This is a genomic window from Anabaena sp. AL09, from assembly GCF_001672255.1.
Classification (GTDB): domain Bacteria; phylum Cyanobacteriota; class Cyanobacteriia; order Cyanobacteriales; family Nostocaceae; genus Dolichospermum; species Dolichospermum lemmermannii.
The window spans coordinates 18,579-37,690 of sequence record NZ_LJOQ01000011.1; the positions used below are offsets into that span (position 1 = coordinate 18,579).

Consider the following 19,112-nt stretch of genomic DNA (forward strand, 5'->3'; position numbering starts at 1 on the left):
ATCAACCGCTGCTTTAGTTGGAGTAATCCTGCAATAGTAAGTTGGCTCATTGATTAAAGAATCTCAGTGTCTTTAGACCTGAGAGTGTCAAACTACATTATTAATCAAAATGATTGCTAATAAATAGTATCCAATGATAGATGTCATGGATACTATTTATTAGCAAGCAAGTGTTTTTTACAAGAATTTAGTGAATTAGGAACTTAGCGGCTGTTTGTACATCCTTGTCACCTCGTCCAGAACAGTTAATGATCACCTTGGGGCTACCAGCAAGTTGAGGACAGAGAGTTTCTAGGTAAGCGATCGCATGAGAAGTTTCCAAAGCTGGTATAATTCCCTCTAACTTCGATAGTCGTTGGAATGCGTCCAAAGCCTCAGCGTCCGTCACACTGTAATATTCAGCCCGGCCAATATCTTTCATATAACTGTGTTCAGGCCCCACACCAGGATAATCTAAACCAGCACTAATGGAATGGGGTTCAATAACTTGACCATCATCATCTTGTAAAAGATAACTCATGGAACCATGCAATACACCAACCTGGCCTTTTGTGAGAGTAGCTGCGTGTTTGCCAGTATTCACACCTTCTCCAGCAGCTTCCACCCCAATTAACCGCACAGATGGTTCTTTGACAAATTCGTGAAATAGTCCCATAGCATTAGAACCACCACCCACACAAGCCACCAGGATATCAGGTAAACGTCCCCATTTTTCCAGAGCTTGAACGCGAGTTTCTTCACCAATCACCGCGTGAAAATCCCGAACCATCATCGGATAAGGATGGGGACCAGCCACAGAACCGAGGATGTAATGGGTAGTTTCTACATTCGTTACCCAGTCCCGGATGGCTTCAGAAGTGGCATCTTTCAGCGTTCCCGTACCCGCAGACACTGGACGAACTTCCGCACCCATCAGCCGCATTCTGAAGACGTTTAAAGATTGGCGTTCCATGTCGTGAACACCCATGTAAATAATACATTCCAAACCAAACCGAGCGCAAACCGTGGCTGTAGCTACACCATGTTGTCCTGCACCGGTTTCGGCAATAATCCGCTTTTTACCCATGCGTTTAGCTAATAACACCTGACCGAGAGCATTATTAATTTTATGTGCGCCAGTATGATTTAAATCTTCCCGCTTTAAGTAAATTTGCGCCCCTGTACCATCAGGACGAGCATAATTAGCGGTAAGGCGTTCGGCAAAGTATAAAGGTGTAGCTCGTCCTACATAATCTTTTAACAAACCTTGTAATTCGGCTTGAAAACCAGGTTCATTGCGATATTGCTGATAAGCTGCTTCTAGTTCAGCTAACGCCGGCATAAGAGTTTCTGGAACGTACTTACCACCAAAGCGGCCAAAACGTCCTAGAATATCGGGGACTGAAGCAGTTTGTGAGAAATTCGGAGAGAGGGGTGTAGTAGTCACGGATTGGGTAAAATAAGAGAACAAAGTTAATTTTAATTCTAGACCTGTTGAGGATGCCGATAAAGAGCATTATTCTCTCGTTCCCAGTCTCCAGACTGGGAATGCTATCTTCCTCGTTCCCAGTCTCCAGACTGGGAATGCCATCTTAGAGGTTCTACCTCCTATAATAGAGGCAGAGCATCTCAACTGCATTCCCACGCAGAGCATGGGAACGAGAGAATTCCCTTATTCCTGAGATTGCTCTTTTTGTAAAGCCTGAATTTGCTTCTAAACGAAAAGCCAGTTGTTTGACTTCACGAGATGTGAATTCATACGTACTCGCTTCTGTGGGAGATTGGTTAATTAATTCAAAGAAGATGCTAGGAAATGCTTGAAATAAGCTATAGAAAATTGTATCTGTTTTCACGACAATTGAGTAATTTAATCTAATTTTGGAAAACGAACCGCAGAGGCGCAGAGGACGCAGAGAGAATTTAAGAAAATAGTTTTGTTAAAAATGTATTTCCTGCATCTTCAATTTTATCATCAAGAGCAAAAGTGAGGTTACGAACTCTGATTTCTCCAATATATTTATCAAGGGAATGATTTAATTCTGTTGGATAGACTAACACTGTTTCAGGACAACCTTTAGAAACTGCATAAGTTACTACTTGGGCTATATCTTCATGAGAAGAATGTTTGGGGTTTTTATATTTAGTATCAAGAATATATTTAGGTTTTGAATCTGTTGTGTCATATAAAATTAAGTCAGTTTGAAAATATATATTTTCTCCTATATTGATTCTCTCTTGAGTTTTTAAGGTGAAATTTTGGGGTAAATTTCCCTTTAGCCAATCGAATGTAGATATTTCTAAATTCCCATCAGAACGTTCTTTTAATATTATTTTATCACCAGGATTTAATTTTTGTACTATCTCAGCACTACCACAGGAAATCCGCCAAGAATTTCCTTTAGAAGGACTAATAAGAATACTTTTTCTAATCAGTGAACCATCAGAATTGTACAAAGAAATACGTTGTCCTGAGTGTTTTTCAAACCATACGAGTGATATAGAGTCAATTTGTGCCTTAGAAATAATTAAACGCCCATCTCGAACTTCTGTGCGCGAAAGAATATGCTGATAATTCATTTACTCTTTTCCATCATAAACCAAAACTAAATACTTACCTTTTCATTTCTTTCTTCGTGTTCTTCGTGTCTTCGTGGTTTATTTACTTTTTCCCTTTATTGGCTATCCTGTCAACCAACTAAACTAGAAATACTATAAAAATATAAATACTCCTACTTATTCAACAGTAACCCATAACCATGATTACTTATGAAACGATGCTTTTTCCAATATTGAGAGTGGAGAAGAATTAACTAACCACGAAGGCACGAAGAACACGAAGGAAGAGAAAGAAGAAGAAGAGTTAAGAGGAAAGAATGATGCGTTTAATGCCTTCTTTGAGGACGGGGACGTTAAAATTGATGAGAAGACCAAGAGGACAATTAGTCATTTTTAAATAAGAAATAACTTGCGCTTCATGAATAGGGGCTAACTTTTCCACAGCCTTCAATTCAACAACTAAAGAATCACCAACCAGAAAATCTAATTCACCCTCACCTATGGGATAACCTTTGTATTTTACAGCTACTAAATGTTTAGGTTTATGAGGTATTCCCCGCAAACGAAACTCCAAACCCAAAGCCTCTTGATACACCCTTTCCAAAAACCCCGCACCCAACATCCTATGCACCTCAATACCCGCCCCAATCACAGCATAAGCCAACCTCTCCACCTCATCACCCAACCTCCTCATCCTTCCTTCTTCTTCCTTCGTGTTCTTCGCTTCTTCGTGGTTCATTTTCTCTTACCCTCTTATACTCTATCATGTAGCAATTATATATTTAATTGCCACCGCTTAGGCTAAAATTGTTTAGAATGAAAGTCTATTTTTCCTGCATTAAAATTTATGGCTAATCCCAAATCTGACAAAGGCTTTGTCTACCAAGAATTTGGTAACGGTAGTTCACCCGCACTCGAACGCGCTGTAGAACGGGGAATCCAAGACTTACCCCCCAATCAGCAAAATGTAATAATCCAAGCCACTCGCGCGGGACGGAAGGGGAAAACGGTTACGGTTATTACTGGGTTTCAAACCAAACCCGAAACCTTAACTACTTTATTAAAACAGTTAAAAGCCCAATGCGGTACAGGTGGAACTCTGAAAGATAACGAAATTGAAGTTCAGGGAGAACACAAACAGAAGATTTTAGAGATTTTGGTAAAATTGGGTTACAAAGCTAAAATCAGCGGTGGTTAAAAAGTACGGTTTACCGTATTTTTTCAGGAATCGTCACCAGATGAGGTGATGTTAACTCTAGAAATATAGAACATCAACAGGAGAATAACATGGATATGGATGTAGTCAGAATTATAGCCGCGATTTTTCTCCCACCTTTAGGAGTATTTTTGCAGGTAGGTTTCGGTAAAGATTTTTGGATTAATTTACTTTTGACTATCTTTGGTTTTTATATTTTGGGTATTGTTCACGCAGTGTGGATAATTGCGAAGAAGTAATGATGTCAGAGAGGTAGATAAAACTGGACTATCTCTCTATTTCTTTCCCCAGCTTTCAGCCCTTTAAAGAAAAATCAGGACATGAAAATCAAGTATCCCATTAATTTTCACAAAGGTCTAACATTCCTTATCATTTTAGGACTAATGTTTTTATACCATAATTTTACCATTGGAGCTTGGGTTTATCTTTCCCTTCATAGCACTTATGGTTTTCTTTGGCTAATAAAAGATAGTATATTTCCAGATAAGCAATGGGAGCAAGAAATTCCTACTTCTCAAGGAATTATTACCTTTGTTCTCCTTTGTTTGTACTGGGTAGCACCATTCATTCTCATTAGTAGTGGTACTGTTCCCCCTTTACCTTTAGTAGCTGCTGCTATTTCTTTGAATATTGCGGGAGTGTTTTTACATTTTGCTAGTGATGCTCAAAAATACTATACACTCAAGTACAAAACTGGATTAATTACAGAAGGTTTTTTTGCTAAATGTCGTAATCCTAATTATTTAGGAGAAGTTTTGATTTATCTGGCTTTTGCTATGTTAAGTCAACATTGGCTACCTTTCTTGATTCTGGGGTTATTCATAGCCATGATATTTGTTCCCAATATGCGGAAAAAGGATCAATCTTTATCTCGATATCCTGAGTTTGCAGAATACAAAGAAAATTCTGGTTTGTTCTTCCCTAAGTTGTTTAATTCAAGAAGTTCCCAGAAAGAAGAAACTACTGCATAATGTGAATGATTTTGCTCATTAATAAACTCACAACCAGATCATATTAGGTTTACAAAGAAGAGAATTATGAACTACAAAGCTATCATTTTATCGGCAATTTTGGGAATTTCTACCCCCGCAATTATTGATATGGCTATTCCTAGTCAAGCAATGGCTGTACAAAAGTTTAATTATCCAGCGGGTGAATTTAGTGATAAAGAGTGGAAAGTGACTTTATCTTTTGACAATAATGTTTATTACTATAATGGCGAAAATCTCAAGAGTAATAATAACATTAACTTATCTGGTGCTGTTGCTTCCGGTACTAAACAACGTCAAGTTTATACGTGGAATAATAATGGCATGAAATACCAAGTTACCTGGAAACCAAGTGATCCGAATTTTATTCGTATTCAAGTAACTCAACCTAATGGTAAATTGATTTTGAATCAGTTACTCAAAGCTGTTAAAAAGTAGAGATTTTTGATTACAGCAGTTTTCAACTATTTAAACCACACTCTGATTACTTTCTTCCTTTGCGCCTTTCCTACTTTGCGCCTCTGCGCGAAACAAAAACTGTAGTTCATTTATCTGAAAATCGCGTAAATATTACCCGAATTTAACAATTGTTGTAGAGACGTTTCATATAACGTCTCTACATTATTCGCTTATTCAGCCCAAGCGATTAACCTGGGTTCATAAGGACTAGAAAGGTATTTATTTCGAGGTAAGACACGCAAAGATAAACCTTGCAAACCAGAAGTGGTGTAAGTGATATTTGCAGTATAAACACTTGAATTTTCTGGATCTTGTCCTTGGTAATCCATTACCACAGGTACAGCATTGACAATATCACCATTGGCATCAATAGAACCTTGATATAGTTCTACTTGCACATCATCATTACTCAAAGTTGCTAAATTAACCTTAGCTTTGACGGCTACAGTTTGATTAACTTCAATATCTGATGCTGCGGATACGTCAATATCCTTGATTTTGATACTAAACCAGTGTTCACCTAATTTTGCTCTCCAAGCCGCTAATTCCTTAGCGGGAGCATAATTATCAACGGTGAGGGTATGATAGCGATCGCTCGCCGGGAAATAGGCTCTCACTGCATATTCTCTCACCATCCGGGCTGTATTAAAGAAAGGACAATTCAACCGAATCGCATCTTTCATTTTTGCTACCCAAGGACGAGGCAAACCATCACCATCACGATGATCATAGAATAGGGGAATAACTTCCTTCTCTAACAACTCATAGAGAGCGTTAGCTTCTATCTCGTCTTGATAATTAGGATCATCATAGTTTTCACCATGTCCTATCGCCCAACCAGTGCGAACATAGTCCGCTTCATCCCACCAACCATCAAGAACACTCAAATTGGGTAAGCCATTCATAGCGGCTTTCATACCACTTGTCCCCGAAGCTTCTCTAGGACGACGGGGAGTATTTAACCAGATATCACAACCTGCTACCATTAAGCGGGCGATGTGAATATCGTAGTTAGGCACAAACACCACTTGTTTTTCTAAATGGTGTTCGCGGATAAAGTGGTTAATATCCCGAATTAATTCCTTACCAGGGATGTCTTTGGGGTGGGCTTTCCCCGCAATCACAAACTGCACTTTGCAGTGTTTGTTAGCGAGTAAAATCCGCTTAATTCGTTCCAAATCACGCATCCATAAAGTAGCGCGTTTGTAGGTAGCAAAGCGACGGGCAAAGCCAATAGTGAGAACGTTAGGATCAAGCACTTCCTGGGCTTGGGCAATATCCGAAGCTGAAGCACCGCGATCGCGCAAATGTTTAACTAAATGTTCTCGAACATACAAGACCATATCCAAGCGGCAGCGTTCGTGATTCCGCCATAACTCTTCATCAGGAATTGCATCCATGCGTTCCCACAATTGGTTATCCGGTGGTGCTGATGACCAATTTGGACCAAGATAGCGATCGTATAGCTCTTGCGTAGATTTACTTACACAACTGCGGGCATGGACACCGTTAGTAATGGCAGCAATTGGTACGTCTTCCACTGGAACTTTTTGCCACAAACCTTGGAACATTTGCCGGGAAACAACACCGTGCAATTGTGCCACACCATTGGAGAACGTCGCCATTTTCAGGGCTAATACCGCCATACTGAAGGGACTGGACAAATCACCAGTATTTTCTCGTCCCAAGCCTAAAAACTGCTCTTTCGGTAAACCAAAGATATCTGCATAGTAACCCAGATAATGCAAGATCTTATCGGGGGCAAATAAGTCAATCCCTGCGGGGACTGGAGTATGCGTAGTGAAGATATTACTAGAAGATACTACCTGTCTAGCTTCTCTGTAACTCAGTCCTTTTTCTTGAATAAGAGTGCGAATGCGTTCTAAGGCAGAGAAAGCCGCATGACCTTCATTCATGTGGTAAGCAGTGACTTCATACCCCAAGGCTTTCAGCATTTGCACACCACCTATGCCCAGCATAATTTCTTGGTGGATACGCATATCTATATCACCACCATACAACTGATCGGTGATATCGTGGTCATAAGCCTTGTTAGGCTCAATATTAGTATCGAGCATATACAGGGGTACAGTTCCCACCTGGACACGCCACACCCGCGCATATACCTTGCGTCCAGGATAATCTACCGCAATCCGTAGTTCTGTACCATCGGGATTCCGTTCCAAATGCAAGGGCATATTATAGAAATCATTGATGAGGTAGCGTTCTTGCTGCCAACCATCAGCATTAAGATACTGGGCAAAGTAGCCTTGTTGATATAATAAGCCCACGCCCACCAAAGGTAAACCCAAATCACTCGCAGATTTTAAATGATCACCTGCTAATACGCCTAATCCACCTGAATATACAGGCAAACAATCTACTAAACCAAATTCAGCAGAAAAATAAGCGTAACATTCCTGAGAGTGATTTTGTCTCTGTTTCTTATACCAGGTGCGCTCTTGCAAATAATCGTCTAATTGCCGCGCTGCTCGATCTACTTGTGCTAAAAAGCCGTCATCTTCCACAACTTCTAACAGCCGGCTTTGACTAATAGTTCCCAGCATCAATACTGGGTTATGGTGGCTAGATTCCCATAAATCGGGATCTAAACGCCGAAACAGGTCTTTGCTCTCCACATTCCAATCAAAATGGAGATTATAGGCTAGTTTCCGCAGGGGTTCTAGTCTGGATGGTAGTGAAGGAGAAACGTTAAAGGTGCGAATTGGCTGCATAATATACTAAATAATTTACTAAACAATACCCCGATAACTGCCATAAAGTTATTGTTGTCTGTTTTTACCTAATCTTGCCAACTCTTTATACTCTGTTTATGATGGTTTCATGACTTTATGAAGAATTGAAAACTTTTTGATTTTGTCCGGCGATAATAGGTATTTGGGGGTTGACAATTGATTTTAAATTTGTTATCATAAAGTTGATGAGGAAGAACTATCTTCAAATTCTATTTAATAGCCATAGGCCGAGTTTAAAGATGCTTGACATAAAACCCTTGTAGTAGAGACGTTCCATGGAACGTCTCTACTTTTTTGGAGATGTCTATTGAATTGTGCAGAACCGCTTACCATCACGGAGGCGGTTGTTTTTTTTGGCATAAACAGACGAGATATGGGAGTTTTTGTGAAACTATGTTAAACCTTTGTAAAAAAAAAGACAAAGACTGTATCTATATTATACTGAGGCATAGCTTAAATTAAAACACGGATACAAGGATTTATCCTCATGAAACTATCTCAGATTTTGCCATTAGTTATTGTTGGTGGTGCTTTAGCTACTAGCCTTGTCGCATGGGAAAAGCCAGCACAAGCAATCCAAGTATTCAATTTCAGTTTTGACAATACTAATGGTCCAGTTAATGGGACTGTATCAGGTACATTAGCTTTGCCAAATGGTGATGGAGCATTTGTGGCTACGTCCCTTAAAATAAATTCAGCCCCTGCTGCACTAGGATATACTCAACCTGTAGATGTGTTATCTTATTTTCCGTTCGTATCAGTCAATGTATTTGCAGTATCTAATGGCACGATTACGTCAAGCACCTTTCTAGCGCAAAATGCCAGTGAGGCGTTTGCTCTCAATCTCGCGCCAGGTGGTTTTGGTTCAGTTTTATCTACGGTTGGTACAGTTGACGCGTTCTCAGGAGTACAAGACATCAACTCTACAACTCTCACATACACCCCCGCTACCCCCGTACCCTTTGACACAACACCGGGTGCTATGTTACTTACCATCCCTGTCTTAGCTTTAATGTACCGATGGAAACAATCCAGAAGTAGAATAGCATTAAGAACCACTGAAAAGCCTGCTGTAACAGTCTCATAAACTTTTTAACCTCCTTCTCTGCTGTTTTCCATACCTAACAGTTCACGAAAACGGCAGAGAAAAATTAGTCTCATAGCAAAGGTATTTGTAGGGTGCGTTAGGCAAAGCCGTAACGCACCATTAATCAAGTTCAGGGTGCGTTACGCTGTCGGTAACGCACCCTATTTATCTATATTTGGTTCAAAAATTACCTGTTGAACAACTAGAGGAATTAGGAGAAGCTTTGTTAGATTTTACTTCAGTTACAGATTTACAAACTTGGTTACAATCTACTAATTAATATCACTTTGTTTAGTTTAGGCGATCGCATTTCTAGTAGCGATCGCCATTACCCCAAAAATGTTAAATTAATATATGTATTAGCAAAGGTCGAATAAATGACGAGATTTATACATGACCAATTCGCCAAAGATTATTTAGAAGAACTACTAAAACCTTATGGAAAAGTAGAAGCACCCAGTCATGTATCTGGAGAAGTACGAGAAATAGATGTATTATTTACACCATTTCCTGAACAAAAAGCGGATACAGCATCATTAGGGTTATTAGGTAAACTAGCCACCACACCTGCCATATTTGAACCATTTCGCAACCCAGCCTCAACAGAAGAAATATGTGATTGTCTATTAAAATTATTAGAAGTTAGAGGTGCATTAAAACGAGAAGCAAAACGTAATGCAACGAAAATAGCAGAAAGTAATTTTCCTAAATTATGGATTCTCACACCCACAGCGTCTAAGAAACTGCTATCAGGATTTCATGGTACATTGGAATCAGATTCGTTACCAGGAATATACTATTTACCAGAGTCTTTACGCACAGCAATTATTGTCATTCATCAATTACCACCTATTCCAGAAACATTGTGGTTAAGACTTTTGGGCAGAGGAACGGTACAAAAACGAGCAATTGATGAATTAGCTGCGTTACCATCGAATCAGCTTTATGTGAAAATCACATTAGAATTACTTTACAACCTGCAACAGAACTTGAGAATAAATCAAAGTCCAGAAATAGAAACAGAAGATAGGGAGTTGATTATGAGATTAGCACCACTTTACCAACAAGAGCGAGAACTCGCTAGACAAGAAGGACTACAAGAAGGACTGCAAGAAGGACTACAAGAAGGACTACAAGAAGGACTACAACGAGGACTACAACGAGGACTACAACAAGGACTACAAAAAGGAGAACAACTTCTGATTATCCGTCAATTAAATCGCCGCATTGGTACAATGGACTCATCATTAATTCAACAAGTCCAAAAATTACCTGTTGAACAACTAGAGGAATTAGGGGAAGCCTTGTTAGATTTTACCTCAGTTACAGATTTACAAACTTGGTTACAATCTGTTAGCTAATCTTTTTCAAAAGACCGTTGATGATGTTTTCATGACTTTATGAAGAATGGCTCTACCGTTCCCTTTATGTACAACAACATTTATTGTAGGTTGGGTTGACGCTCATGTTACCCAACATTGGCGGTAGAACATGAAGAATTGAAAACTTTTTGATTTTTTCCGGCGAAAATAGGTATCGGGGGGGTTGACAATTGACTTTAAATTTGTTATCATGAAATTGATAAGGAAGAACTATCTTAAAATTATATTCTCAAAAATCCCGCAAGGTGTAAGATAAACTTTTCTGCCTTGACCATATATTGCGTTACTTTGCCCAACATAGGAATCTGCGTCCTAATTCCCGCGCCAAAGGTACAAGATATGGGTAAGATAAGTTAATTACTATTTGGCAAACCCCTGGGAGTTAGTTCTATGTTGAGTTTAAAAATCGCTGTTTATATTGTGGTCGGCTTCTTTGTCAGCCTTTTCATATTCGGGTTTTTGTCCAATGACCCAGCCCGCAACCCTGGTCGTCGGGACGCAGAATAAATATCCAACAAATCACCCCTAGTGGCTGGAAGGTAGAAAGAGGCTAATATGTAATTCAACCTTCCGGCTATTTTTTGCTTTTTGGTCAGCTTGAAAATATGTTTCATCCAGTATTGTCGCCTCAGCTACCTCCAAGTCTTGAATCTTTAAAACCTGTTGATCATCTCGCTTCTGCTACTGTTGTCAAGATTAAAACTGATAGACGAAAACTGATAATTGTCGGTAAAAATAAGGATAATAAGTATCAATTAAATATCAGCCTAGTCAAGAAAGATGTTGTTACGAAAGCTTCCTCATCTTCACCAGAAAACTTAGCGCCCCAGTCTTTACCCACCTATCCTCAAGTCAACGGTGAAGTTAGTGATAAAAATCAATTATTTCTTGATAAATCGGTAGTTTTAGCAGCCACACCAATTCCCCCAACTGAGTCCGGTCATGTGAATTTACAGGAATCTGGAGGAAAATTTGATCTGTCTGTTGGTGACAAAAAACCTGCTACACCAGTCCAAAATATTATTGAATTCAAGCTGAGAAATCCCGAAAATCGAGAGTCAACACCAACTACTGTAGAATTTCCGTCGTCGCACCAACTCCCACAAGTAGAGAAGATTCCCGCAGGGAAAGGTAGAGTTGTGGAGGTAATTGCCGATCGCCAGGAGTATGATGAGCAAAGGCGAATTGTCACGGCTGATGGTAATGTCGTGGTCAGATTTGATGGAGCGGTGATTGATGCTGATAGTTTGCACATCAATTTGGATAATTTGATTGCGGTGGGGGAAGGTAATGTAGCTTTGACTAGAGGTAATCAGGTACTGCAAGGAAAACGTTTTACTTATAATTTTATTCAAGATAATGGGGAGTTGGAAAATGGTAAAGGTGAACTTTATATCCCCACCACAGGTACAGATTTTGCTTTTTCACCGTCGCTTCCTACAGATATTACAGCGGGTGGTGTCCCTAGTCGCCCTTTAAGTAATCGAATCCGCGCCAACCAGCCTGTAACTGGTGTCAGCAGTCCAGGGGGCATAGAATTTGGTGCTAGTGGTCAATCTGATGCCCGAAATGTGGCCTCACCTAAATTTGGTGGTGTTGTCAAGCGGTTACGTTTTGAAGCCCAACGGATTGAATTTTATCCGCGAGGTTTTCAAGCGCAAGATGTCAGAATTACGAATGATCCTTTTTCACCACCGGAACTAGAAGTTAGGGCGGAACAGGTGACGGTGACGCGAGAAGCACCTTTAATAGACCGGATTGTTACCCAGCGTCAACGGTTGGTTTTTGATCAAAAAGTTGTTGTTCCTATTCCTATTAATAGTCGGAAAATAGATCGTCGCCCACGACAGGTAAATACTACTATTGTCTCTCCTGGTTTTGACTCTGGTAAACGGGGTGGTTTGTATGTGGAACGCAGTTTTGAACCAATTAATACTGATCAAAAACGCTGGACTATTACACCCCAGTTCTATGTGCAAAGGGCGTTTAAAGATAGTGGGAATGTGGCCAGTTTATTTGGTGTCAAAAGTAAGCTGAATGCTGTTCTTGGTCCCAAAACTGTTCTGGAAGGTACGGGAGAGTTAACTAGTTTTGATTTCGATCAGGTGGAAAATAGTTTACGCGGAAGTTTGCGGTTACGCCAAATATTGGGTAATGTCAATCCTTATACATTGAGTTTAGAATCTAGTTACCGCGATCGCTTGTATAATGGTAGTCTTGGCTATCAAACTGTACAAAGTAGTATCGGTGGAATTATCTCTTCTCCCGTTATTCCTTTAGGCAAAAGCGGTATCAATCTTAGCTATCAAGGTGGCGCTCAATATATAGATGCAAACACGGATCGTCAAGATTTACTCTCCCCAGTGCGGAAAAATGATCGGATTTCGCTGAGTCGTTTACAAGGAAGTGTGGCTTTGAGTGGTGGTATCAATTTGTGGCAAGGGAAACCATTGGCAGCTACAGCGACTGAGGGACTAAAATATACATCTAATCCTGTTGTACCGTATTTGCAAGCGATCGCAGGTATCACGGGAACTACTAGCTATTATGGTAGCAGCGACAACCAAAGCACTTTAACTGGGACTATGGGTTTAGTGGGACAGATTGGGAATTTTTCTCGCCCTTACTTAGATTATACCGCCTTTAATCTCACCTATTCCCAAGGAACTAACAGCGGTTTATCACCTTTTCTCTTTGACCGTTCAGTTGATAATAAAGTCCTGAATGCGGGTCTTTCTCAGCAACTTTATGGACCGTTCCGGCTAGGTTTGCAAACATCCATTAACCTAGATACAGGTAAAGCTACTAGCACTGATTATATTATGGAATATAGCCGTCGCACCTATGGTATTAGCCTGCGTTACAATCCTGTTCTCCAGTTAGGTGGCTTTAGTATTCGTATTAGTGACTTTAATTGGACAGGTGGTACAGATCCATTTTCTAATGGTGAACTTAAACCCGTTGTTGGTGGTGTAGTCCGTCAAGATAATTGAAAATCAGGAGTTAGGAGTCCATCATTTTTATCTTGACAAACTACTAGATCAACTAGATCCCCGACTTCTCCAAGAAGTCGGGGATCTAAACTCCTATCTAGGTTTTCCTAATGTCGTAATGTAGATAACTGCTTCATCCGTAGGGATACCCAATACTTCATTTACTTGGTCATCAAAAAAGCCAGCGATACCACTCACACCTAAGTTCAGACGAATAGCTGCTAAATTCAGCCTTTGTCCGAAAATACCTGCATCTAGGTGTAAATAACGGTAAACACGATCTCCATATTGAGCGATCGCATTTTTCAAATCAGCAGTATGAAATAATACTGCCCCTGCATCTCTCCCTAATTCCTGTTGCAAACAGAGAAAATATAACTCCCGACGGCAATTTTTAAAGCGAATTTGCCGTAATTCTTGGGCTTTAGGTGCGTAATAATAACAGCCTGGATCTAATCCTTGCACTCCAGAAACAACAACAAATGTTTCTATTAAATTCAAGTCAAAATAATCAGGTTGGGGATCTAAATCTTGGTCAATGTAATTTTGTGGTTGATAAGTAAAATCAAGTAAAGCTTTCAGTTCATCAAAACTTAAATCATCACCAGTATAAGCACGAGTAGAACGGCGTTTATAGATAGTATTTGATAATTCTGATAAATTTTCTCCCCAAAAAATTGGTGTAGTCCGAGTCGAAAATTTTTCACAAAAAGGAAAATTGTATTTGTCTTCTAAGGACTTTTCTGATGGCACAGTTGGTAAATTTAACTTACCACCGTTACTAGCTGGAATTTGGGTGTTTAAATGAAAATATTTCAGTAGTTCACCATCAGGAATAGATGGATAATTAGTTGTAGTTGTAGAGGGTAAAGCCGTTCGTCCTAATGGTAAATTTTGGCTCACATCTAACAAATCTGCCAAAGCTAAAACAGCAGTTGTTCCTTCTTGTTCATGATCAATATAAAGTAATTCATTAACAGCTTCATCAGCAAAACCGCCAATTAAATGAGAGCGATAATCGGCAATATTACAAGCTAATTGAATATTACTTAAAAGATGCCCAGTGTCGAGAAAAATTCGCCGATAAGCCCTGTCTTCATAACGCCAAGCGGAACGATAAAAGACCGCAGTGGTAATAATAGCTAATTGGGTATTTTCTAGGGAAGGATGCCAAAAACAAGCTGCTTGTAAAGTTTGCCAAACATCACTTTCCCAAAAGTGCATTAAAGAATGAGTTCGACATTGATAATTATAAAGTCCTGGTGGTAATAATGGCGTACCGCGAGAAACTAAATATACTTCAGCCGGATATAACCCTCCCGCACTGGGCGCAGAACGTAAGTATACTGTATTACCCAAAGAAGGCATTTTTGCTGTGAGTCCATAACTGTGAAATAATAGTTGAGAAAGCCGCCACCACCATTTGGTATCTTGTCTATTAGCAACAGTTGCCGCTGTTTCTTGCAGATAGGGTTTGAGGTCTATATCAGAGCCAATTTTGTACTCTTTGAACGGTACTGGTTGTTTATTCCAGTCTAAATTACGACCTTTACCAGCCAGGGTTTCTGGGTGGTACTTAGTCCGGTCGTGATAGTGTTGGGAAATGGATTGTTCTATTTCTGGCATAGTAATTTTAATATCCTTGTAGTCCTACTCTTGATTTTGACATTTATTAGTTCCATTAATTCGTGCTAATCAGTACAATCATCAAAATTAAAAATTAACCCCAAAAAAGTTATTTTTCTGTTAGAATCCCGAATCACCTATCCTGGAGAAGATTGACCAAATGATGCCTGTACGTCAAACTTTATCAACATCTGATATTCAACTTTCTTATTTAGAATGGAGTCAAGGTCAAGAACCATTACTGTTATTACATGGTATGGCTGATCATGCTTTGGTTTGGTCTAGTTTGGCAGATTATTTAGCAGCAGATTATCATATAGTTGCGCCAGATATGCGTGGTCATGGTGAAAGTAGTAAGCCAGAACAAGATTATACCTTTGCCAGTGCAATTTCCGATCTAGAAGCATTAATGGATAAACTAGGATGGTCTGCGGCTCATATCGTCAGCCATTCCTGGACAGGGAAATTAGCCGCTATTTGGGCTAGAGAGAACCCAACCAGATTAAAAAGTATCACATTAGTAGATCCCATTTTTATCTGGAAAATGCCCAGTTTCCTAAAAATCACATTTCCCCTTTTGTATCGTGTTTTACCCTTCCTGAAAAGCATGGGACCATTTGCAAGTTACGAGGAAGCTGAACAAAAAATTAAACAACTCAGTCAATATCAAAATTGGAGTTCTTTGCAACAGCAAGTTTTTCAAGCCGCAATTGAAGAAAAACCCAACGGTACTTGGGGTAGCAAATTTACCATAGCAGCCCGTGATGGCATTTTCGACGCAGTCATGGAAATACCAGGTTTTATTCACCCAGTTGACACACCTGCCCTCTTTATACAACCAGAAAAAGGTGTAAACCGCCAAAATTGGCAAATTCAACCTTACAAAACCAACCTTAAAAACTTAAATTTGTGTCAAGTTCCCGGAAATCATTGGCCATTTCTAACCAACCCCACAGAATTTAATCAAACAGTCGCCGCCTTTCTAGCATCACAAACATGAGATAATCATCTCACGATGCTATTTATAGGTATCAATTACCAACAGGCATTCTAATTTTTTTAATTTTTAATTCTTAATTTTTAATTGTTTATGAGCCTTTGCATTAATCCAGTTTGTTCTCAACCTAATCATCCAGATAATGACGAAAACCGTTTTTGTCAAAGTTGTGGTTCTCAATTGGAATTGATAGGACGTTATCGAGTATTACGTTTATTAAGTGATAAAACGGGATTTGGTAAAATTTATGAAGCCTATCAACAAGACACCCCAAAAATCCTCAAAGTTCTCAAAGAAGAATTAACAAATGATAGTAAAGCCTTAGCACTATTTCAACAAGAAGCCAAGGTTTTACAACAACTAAATCATCCTGGTATTCCGCAAACAGAAGGTTATTTTCGCTATCAAACCAGAAATAATCTCATATTGCATTGTATGATGATGGAAAAAATTGCAGGCCCTAATTTAGAACAATGGTTAAAGCAACAACAAAACCGCCCCATTTCTGAAGCCCAAGCCATAGTCTGGTTAAAACAATTATTAGAAATATTAGATTTAGTTCATAACCAACAATATTTACATAGAGATATTAAACCATCAAATATCATGATTCGTCCAGATGGACAATTAGTATTAATTGACTTTGGTACAGCCAGAGAAATTACCAGAACCTATTTAGCAAATGGTGGAGGAATGACAGCAATTTCATCATCAGGTTATAGTCCTCCAGAACAAATGCGAGGACAAGCCATACCTTCATCAGATTTCTTTGCTTTAGGACGGACATTTGTATTTTTATTAACGGGATTTCCCCCCGAACAATTATATGATCCTCATTTAGATATCTTACAATGGCGACATCATGCCAATCATGTTTCTCCATTATTATTAGACTTCATTGATTGGTTAATATCAACAGAAGTCAGTAAACGTCCTAGCAATGCTGAAGAGATTTCTAGAAGATTAGCAGCAATTGAACATCAACTCCGAGAAAATACATCAGCAACGGTGAATATTGGCGGGGTAGGAAAAACAGAAATAATTAATAAACCAACTACTAATAATAACGTTGTTCCTCCACAAACACAACCCGAAAAATTACCATTATTATCCTGGTTTGCAGCTTTAATAGTTTCCTTATTACTACTTTGGTGGGTATCATTAGCATTTAGAAATACCAAATTTGCGGCTTTACCTCCTGACTATGGACAAGCACCAGTTAAACAAGGCAAAGTTGATTATTTTCCCTATGAAGAAGGGAAAGATAGTCAAGGGAGAGTTGCAGAATTTAATATTGCAGTTTTATCAGTAGAATATAAATGGCAATTAGGCAGCACTTACCAAATTAAATATAATGATCAAACTATTACCCTTGATTCCTTAAAATCTAATTTAGAACAAGAAGGAATTCAGAAAATTATGGAGAATCCCAGCGAGATTATTTCTGTGGGAACAGCTTCTTGTGAAGGTAATATTACCGCCGAACAAAGTCGCGCTTTAGAACGTTCTCAACAAATTCAATTATTAGGAAAAAAGATATTTAGTAATACACCCAGTGTTAAAGGTTATCGGTTATTAAATTTGGGGCAATTTCAGAGAAAAGATTGTCAAGCCAACCAAGACTCAACAGCCTATCAACGCAGTATTATTATCATTGGGGTGAAAAAACAAGCCCAAGGTGTAATATTAGATGAAGCTTTAAGAGATAGATTAGAGAAAAAACCATTTGCTGATTTTAAATTAGAGGATTATTCTCTGGGTTCACCAGATAAATTTAAAACCATACCCAGTAATTTATAAATCCCCGACATTACCACCGGAGAAATTCTCAATTACCCTCGCTGCTTCCCTTTGTACCAATTCTCAAAGGTGGTGGAGAAGAATCAACAGTTAGACAAGCATTACAAATGCTTCGTACTGATTTTTATTTTCCTACATGGTTGACAAAAGAGATACACTGGATTTAATATTTACAATATTAAATACATAGGAATTTTTCTACATGGCTACAATAATCGGCACCAAAATCGGCGAGCCTCTCAACGGTACTATTAACAACGATCTTATCTTGGGTTATGATGGAGATGACATCTTGAATGGTGGTGATGGTAATGATTTCCTTGATGGTGGCAATGGCAATGATACCCTTAATGGTGGCAATGGCAATGATTTGCTTTCTGGTCTGAATGGAGATGACATCTTGAATGGTGGTGATGGTAATGATTTCCTTGATGGTGGTGATGGTAATGATTCCCTTGATGGTGGTGATGGTAATGATTTCCTTTATGGTGGCAATGGAAATGATACCCTTAATGGTGGTCTTGGAAATGACTTCTTCGTTGGTGGCAATGGAAATGACTATCTATATGGCGGTCTTGGAATTGACTTCTTCGTTGGTGGCGATGGAAATGACTACTTAGATGGTGGCGATGGAAATGACTTCTTCGTTGGTGGCAATGGAAATGACACTCTATTTGGCGGTCTTGGTAATGACACTCTATTTGGTGGTAATGATGCAGATACATTTTGCTTCAATTCACTAAGTGAAGGTATTGATATCATAGGAGACTTCAACTTTGTACAGGGTGACAAAATCCAGGTTTCTCAACGTGGATTCGGTGCTTCCTCTCTAAATCAGTTCAGTTACGATAGCATTACTGGTGGGTTATTCTTCCAAGGTAATCAATTCGCTACTGTTCAAAGTCCTATTAACTTCGCTATCTCATCAAGTATTGTGCTGGTTTAGTCTACCAATAACAATTCTATGTATGTAGAGTTGCGTTAAATAAATAGAGTAGAGATGTTCCACGGAACGTCTCTACATCTGTGTATAAAACGCATCCTGATCAAGGAATGGTATAATACCTAAATTTAGCCTTTTTGCTAAACTGCACCTACTCTATATGTCAAAAACAGTAAACATAATCGCCATATTCAGCAATAATTGTTCTCAAATCAGCGGTGTATTCGGTTTATCTTTGCTCATAAGACCTCGCGGTAAGTGGGAAACGAGCGTGGCTTGGCTCCCAACAGAGGGAAGCGACACGAGGGATTTTAATCCCTGTGGTATGC

General features: G+C 39.2%; 16 protein-coding genes and 3 pseudogenes. 13 read left to right on the plus strand and 6 right to left on the minus strand.

The genetic code is table 11. From position 1 onward, the window contains the following. Nucleotides 1-187: 187 nt before the first annotated feature. The 4 genes and pseudogenes from trpB to AN490_RS02095 form a co-directional block, all read right to left on the minus strand. Nucleotides 188-1,426 carry a tryptophan synthase subunit beta gene (gene trpB, locus AN490_RS02080; protein ID WP_041457506.1) on the minus strand — a complete coding sequence of 413 codons (1,239 nt, stop codon included), beginning with the start codon at nt 1,424-1,426 and terminating at the stop codon, nt 188-190. Between the two features lie 265 nt (nt 1,427-1,691). Next, nucleotides 1,692-1,832, minus strand: a pseudogene (locus AN490_RS02085) (DUF2887 domain-containing protein); the annotation flags it as partial. A 67-nt stretch (nt 1,833-1,899) separates the two neighbouring features. Further along, entirely contained in the window at nt 1,900-2,556 is a 657-nt protein-coding gene (locus AN490_RS02090; RefSeq protein ID WP_299999513.1) for a hypothetical protein, read from the minus strand. A 283-nt stretch (nt 2,557-2,839) separates the two neighbouring features. Next, nucleotides 2,840-3,274 (minus strand): GxxExxY protein, encoded by a 435-nt coding sequence (locus AN490_RS02095; RefSeq protein ID WP_299999515.1) that lies wholly within the window; start codon nt 3,272-3,274, stop codon nt 2,840-2,842. Nucleotides 3,275-3,382: 108 nt separating this feature from the next. On the opposite strand from AN490_RS02095, the gene AN490_RS02100 reads away from it, so the two are divergent. The 4 genes from AN490_RS02100 (at nt 3,383) to AN490_RS02115 (ending at nt 5,178) form a co-directional block, all read left to right on the plus strand. Beyond that, nucleotides 3,383-3,733, plus strand: a complete 351-nt coding sequence (locus AN490_RS02100; RefSeq protein ID WP_299999517.1) for a translation initiation factor — start codon at nt 3,383-3,385, stop codon at nt 3,731-3,733. A gap of 95 nt (nt 3,734-3,828) precedes the next feature. Continuing rightward, nucleotides 3,829-3,990: a YqaE/Pmp3 family membrane protein gene (locus AN490_RS02105; protein WP_035082904.1), complete on the plus strand. Its 162-nt coding sequence runs from the start codon at nt 3,829-3,831 to the stop codon at nt 3,988-3,990. Nucleotides 3,991-4,071: 81 nt separating this feature from the next. After that, nucleotides 4,072-4,722 (plus strand): DUF1295 domain-containing protein, encoded by a 651-nt coding sequence (locus AN490_RS02110; protein WP_299999519.1) that lies wholly within the window; start codon nt 4,072-4,074, stop codon nt 4,720-4,722. A gap of 66 nt (nt 4,723-4,788) precedes the next feature. Then, the gene (locus tag AN490_RS02115) at nt 4,789-5,178 is read left to right on the plus strand and encodes a hypothetical protein (RefSeq protein ID WP_299999521.1); all 390 of its coding nucleotides are present in this window, start codon (nt 4,789-4,791) and stop codon (nt 5,176-5,178) included. A 191-nt stretch (nt 5,179-5,369) separates the two neighbouring features. Here AN490_RS02115 and glgP read toward each other — a convergent pair whose 3' ends face one another. Further along, nucleotides 5,370-7,934 (minus strand): alpha-glucan family phosphorylase, encoded by a 2,565-nt coding sequence (gene glgP / locus AN490_RS02120; RefSeq protein WP_299999523.1) that lies wholly within the window; start codon nt 7,932-7,934, stop codon nt 5,370-5,372. A 508-nt stretch (nt 7,935-8,442) separates the two neighbouring features. Here glgP and AN490_RS02125 point away from each other — a divergent pair. From AN490_RS02125 to AN490_RS02145, 5 genes and pseudogenes are all read left to right on the plus strand, one after another. Next, on the plus strand, nt 8,443-9,042 hold the full coding sequence (locus tag AN490_RS02125; RefSeq protein WP_299999525.1) for a hypothetical protein: 600 nt from the start codon (nt 8,443-8,445) through the stop codon (nt 9,040-9,042). A 178-nt stretch (nt 9,043-9,220) separates the two neighbouring features. Continuing rightward, nucleotides 9,221-9,322 (plus strand): annotated as a pseudogene (locus AN490_RS02130) (DUF4351 domain-containing protein); the annotation flags it as partial. A 97-nt stretch (nt 9,323-9,419) separates the two neighbouring features. Continuing rightward, on the plus strand, nt 9,420-10,403 hold the full coding sequence (locus AN490_RS02135; protein WP_299999527.1) for a DUF4351 domain-containing protein: 984 nt from the start codon (nt 9,420-9,422) through the stop codon (nt 10,401-10,403). Nucleotides 10,404-10,814: 411 nt separating this feature from the next. After that, nucleotides 10,815-10,931 (plus strand): photosystem II reaction center protein I, encoded by a 117-nt coding sequence (locus tag AN490_RS02140; protein WP_083881405.1) that lies wholly within the window; start codon nt 10,815-10,817, stop codon nt 10,929-10,931. A gap of 98 nt (nt 10,932-11,029) precedes the next feature. Continuing rightward, on the plus strand, nt 11,030-13,417 hold the full coding sequence (locus AN490_RS02145; RefSeq protein ID WP_299999532.1) for a DUF3769 domain-containing protein: 2,388 nt from the start codon (nt 11,030-11,032) through the stop codon (nt 13,415-13,417). 93 nt (nt 13,418-13,510) lie between these two features. Here the strand turns inward: AN490_RS02145 and AN490_RS02150 are convergent, their stop codons facing one another. Then, complete coding sequence (locus AN490_RS02150; RefSeq protein ID WP_299999534.1) at nt 13,511-15,043, minus strand: SagB/ThcOx family dehydrogenase; 1,533 nt, start codon at nt 15,041-15,043, stop codon at nt 13,511-13,513. 163 nt (nt 15,044-15,206) lie between these two features. On the opposite strand from AN490_RS02150, the gene AN490_RS02155 reads away from it, so the two are divergent. The 4 genes and pseudogenes from AN490_RS02155 to AN490_RS02170 all read left to right on the plus strand — a co-directional run bounded on the left by AN490_RS02155 (nt 15,207) and on the right by AN490_RS02170 (nt 18,786). Further along, the gene (locus tag AN490_RS02155) at nt 15,207-16,043 is read left to right on the plus strand and encodes an alpha/beta hydrolase (RefSeq protein WP_299999590.1); all 837 of its coding nucleotides are present in this window, start codon (nt 15,207-15,209) and stop codon (nt 16,041-16,043) included. 90 nt (nt 16,044-16,133) lie between these two features. Further along, entirely contained in the window at nt 16,134-17,840 is a 1,707-nt protein-coding gene (locus AN490_RS02160) for a serine/threonine-protein kinase (protein ID WP_299999536.1), read from the plus strand. Between the two features lie 32 nt (nt 17,841-17,872). Continuing rightward, nucleotides 17,873-17,962: pseudogene (locus AN490_RS02165) on the plus strand (transposase); the annotation flags it as partial. Between the two features lie 80 nt (nt 17,963-18,042). Continuing rightward, the gene (locus AN490_RS02170) at nt 18,043-18,786 is read left to right on the plus strand and encodes a calcium-binding protein (protein ID WP_299999538.1); all 744 of its coding nucleotides are present in this window, start codon (nt 18,043-18,045) and stop codon (nt 18,784-18,786) included. The last annotated feature ends 326 nt before the right edge of the window (nt 18,787-19,112 follow it).

Coding starts and splice junctions, on each gene's coding strand:
- AN490_RS02160 (WP_299999536.1), top strand. CDS start 16,134: ATGAGCCTTTGCATTAATCCAGTTTGTTCTCAACCTAATCATCCAGAT.
- AN490_RS02090 (WP_299999513.1), bottom strand. CDS start 2,556: ATGAATTATCAGCATATTCTTTCGCGCACAGAAGTTCGAGATGGGCGT.
- AN490_RS02170 (WP_299999538.1), top strand. CDS start 18,043: ATGGCTACAATAATCGGCACCAAAATCGGCGAGCCTCTCAACGGTACT.
- AN490_RS02110 (WP_299999519.1), top strand. CDS start 4,072: ATGAAAATCAAGTATCCCATTAATTTTCACAAAGGTCTAACATTCCTT.
- AN490_RS02115 (WP_299999521.1), top strand. CDS start 4,789: ATGAACTACAAAGCTATCATTTTATCGGCAATTTTGGGAATTTCTACC.
- AN490_RS02125 (WP_299999525.1), top strand. CDS start 8,443: ATGAAACTATCTCAGATTTTGCCATTAGTTATTGTTGGTGGTGCTTTA.
- AN490_RS02145 (WP_299999532.1), top strand. CDS start 11,030: ATGTTTCATCCAGTATTGTCGCCTCAGCTACCTCCAAGTCTTGAATCT.
- AN490_RS02135 (WP_299999527.1), top strand. CDS start 9,420: ATGACGAGATTTATACATGACCAATTCGCCAAAGATTATTTAGAAGAA.
- AN490_RS02095 (WP_299999515.1), bottom strand. CDS start 3,274: ATGAACCACGAAGAAGCGAAGAACACGAAGGAAGAAGAAGGAAGGATG.
- AN490_RS02100 (WP_299999517.1), top strand. CDS start 3,383: ATGGCTAATCCCAAATCTGACAAAGGCTTTGTCTACCAAGAATTTGGT.
- AN490_RS02140 (WP_083881405.1), top strand. CDS start 10,815: ATGTTGAGTTTAAAAATCGCTGTTTATATTGTGGTCGGCTTCTTTGTC.
- AN490_RS02155 (WP_299999590.1), top strand. CDS start 15,207: ATGCCTGTACGTCAAACTTTATCAACATCTGATATTCAACTTTCTTAT.
- AN490_RS02150 (WP_299999534.1), bottom strand. CDS start 15,043: ATGCCAGAAATAGAACAATCCATTTCCCAACACTATCACGACCGGACT.
- glgP (WP_299999523.1), bottom strand. CDS start 7,934: ATGCAGCCAATTCGCACCTTTAACGTTTCTCCTTCACTACCATCCAGA.
- AN490_RS02105 (WP_035082904.1), top strand. CDS start 3,829: ATGGATGTAGTCAGAATTATAGCCGCGATTTTTCTCCCACCTTTAGGA.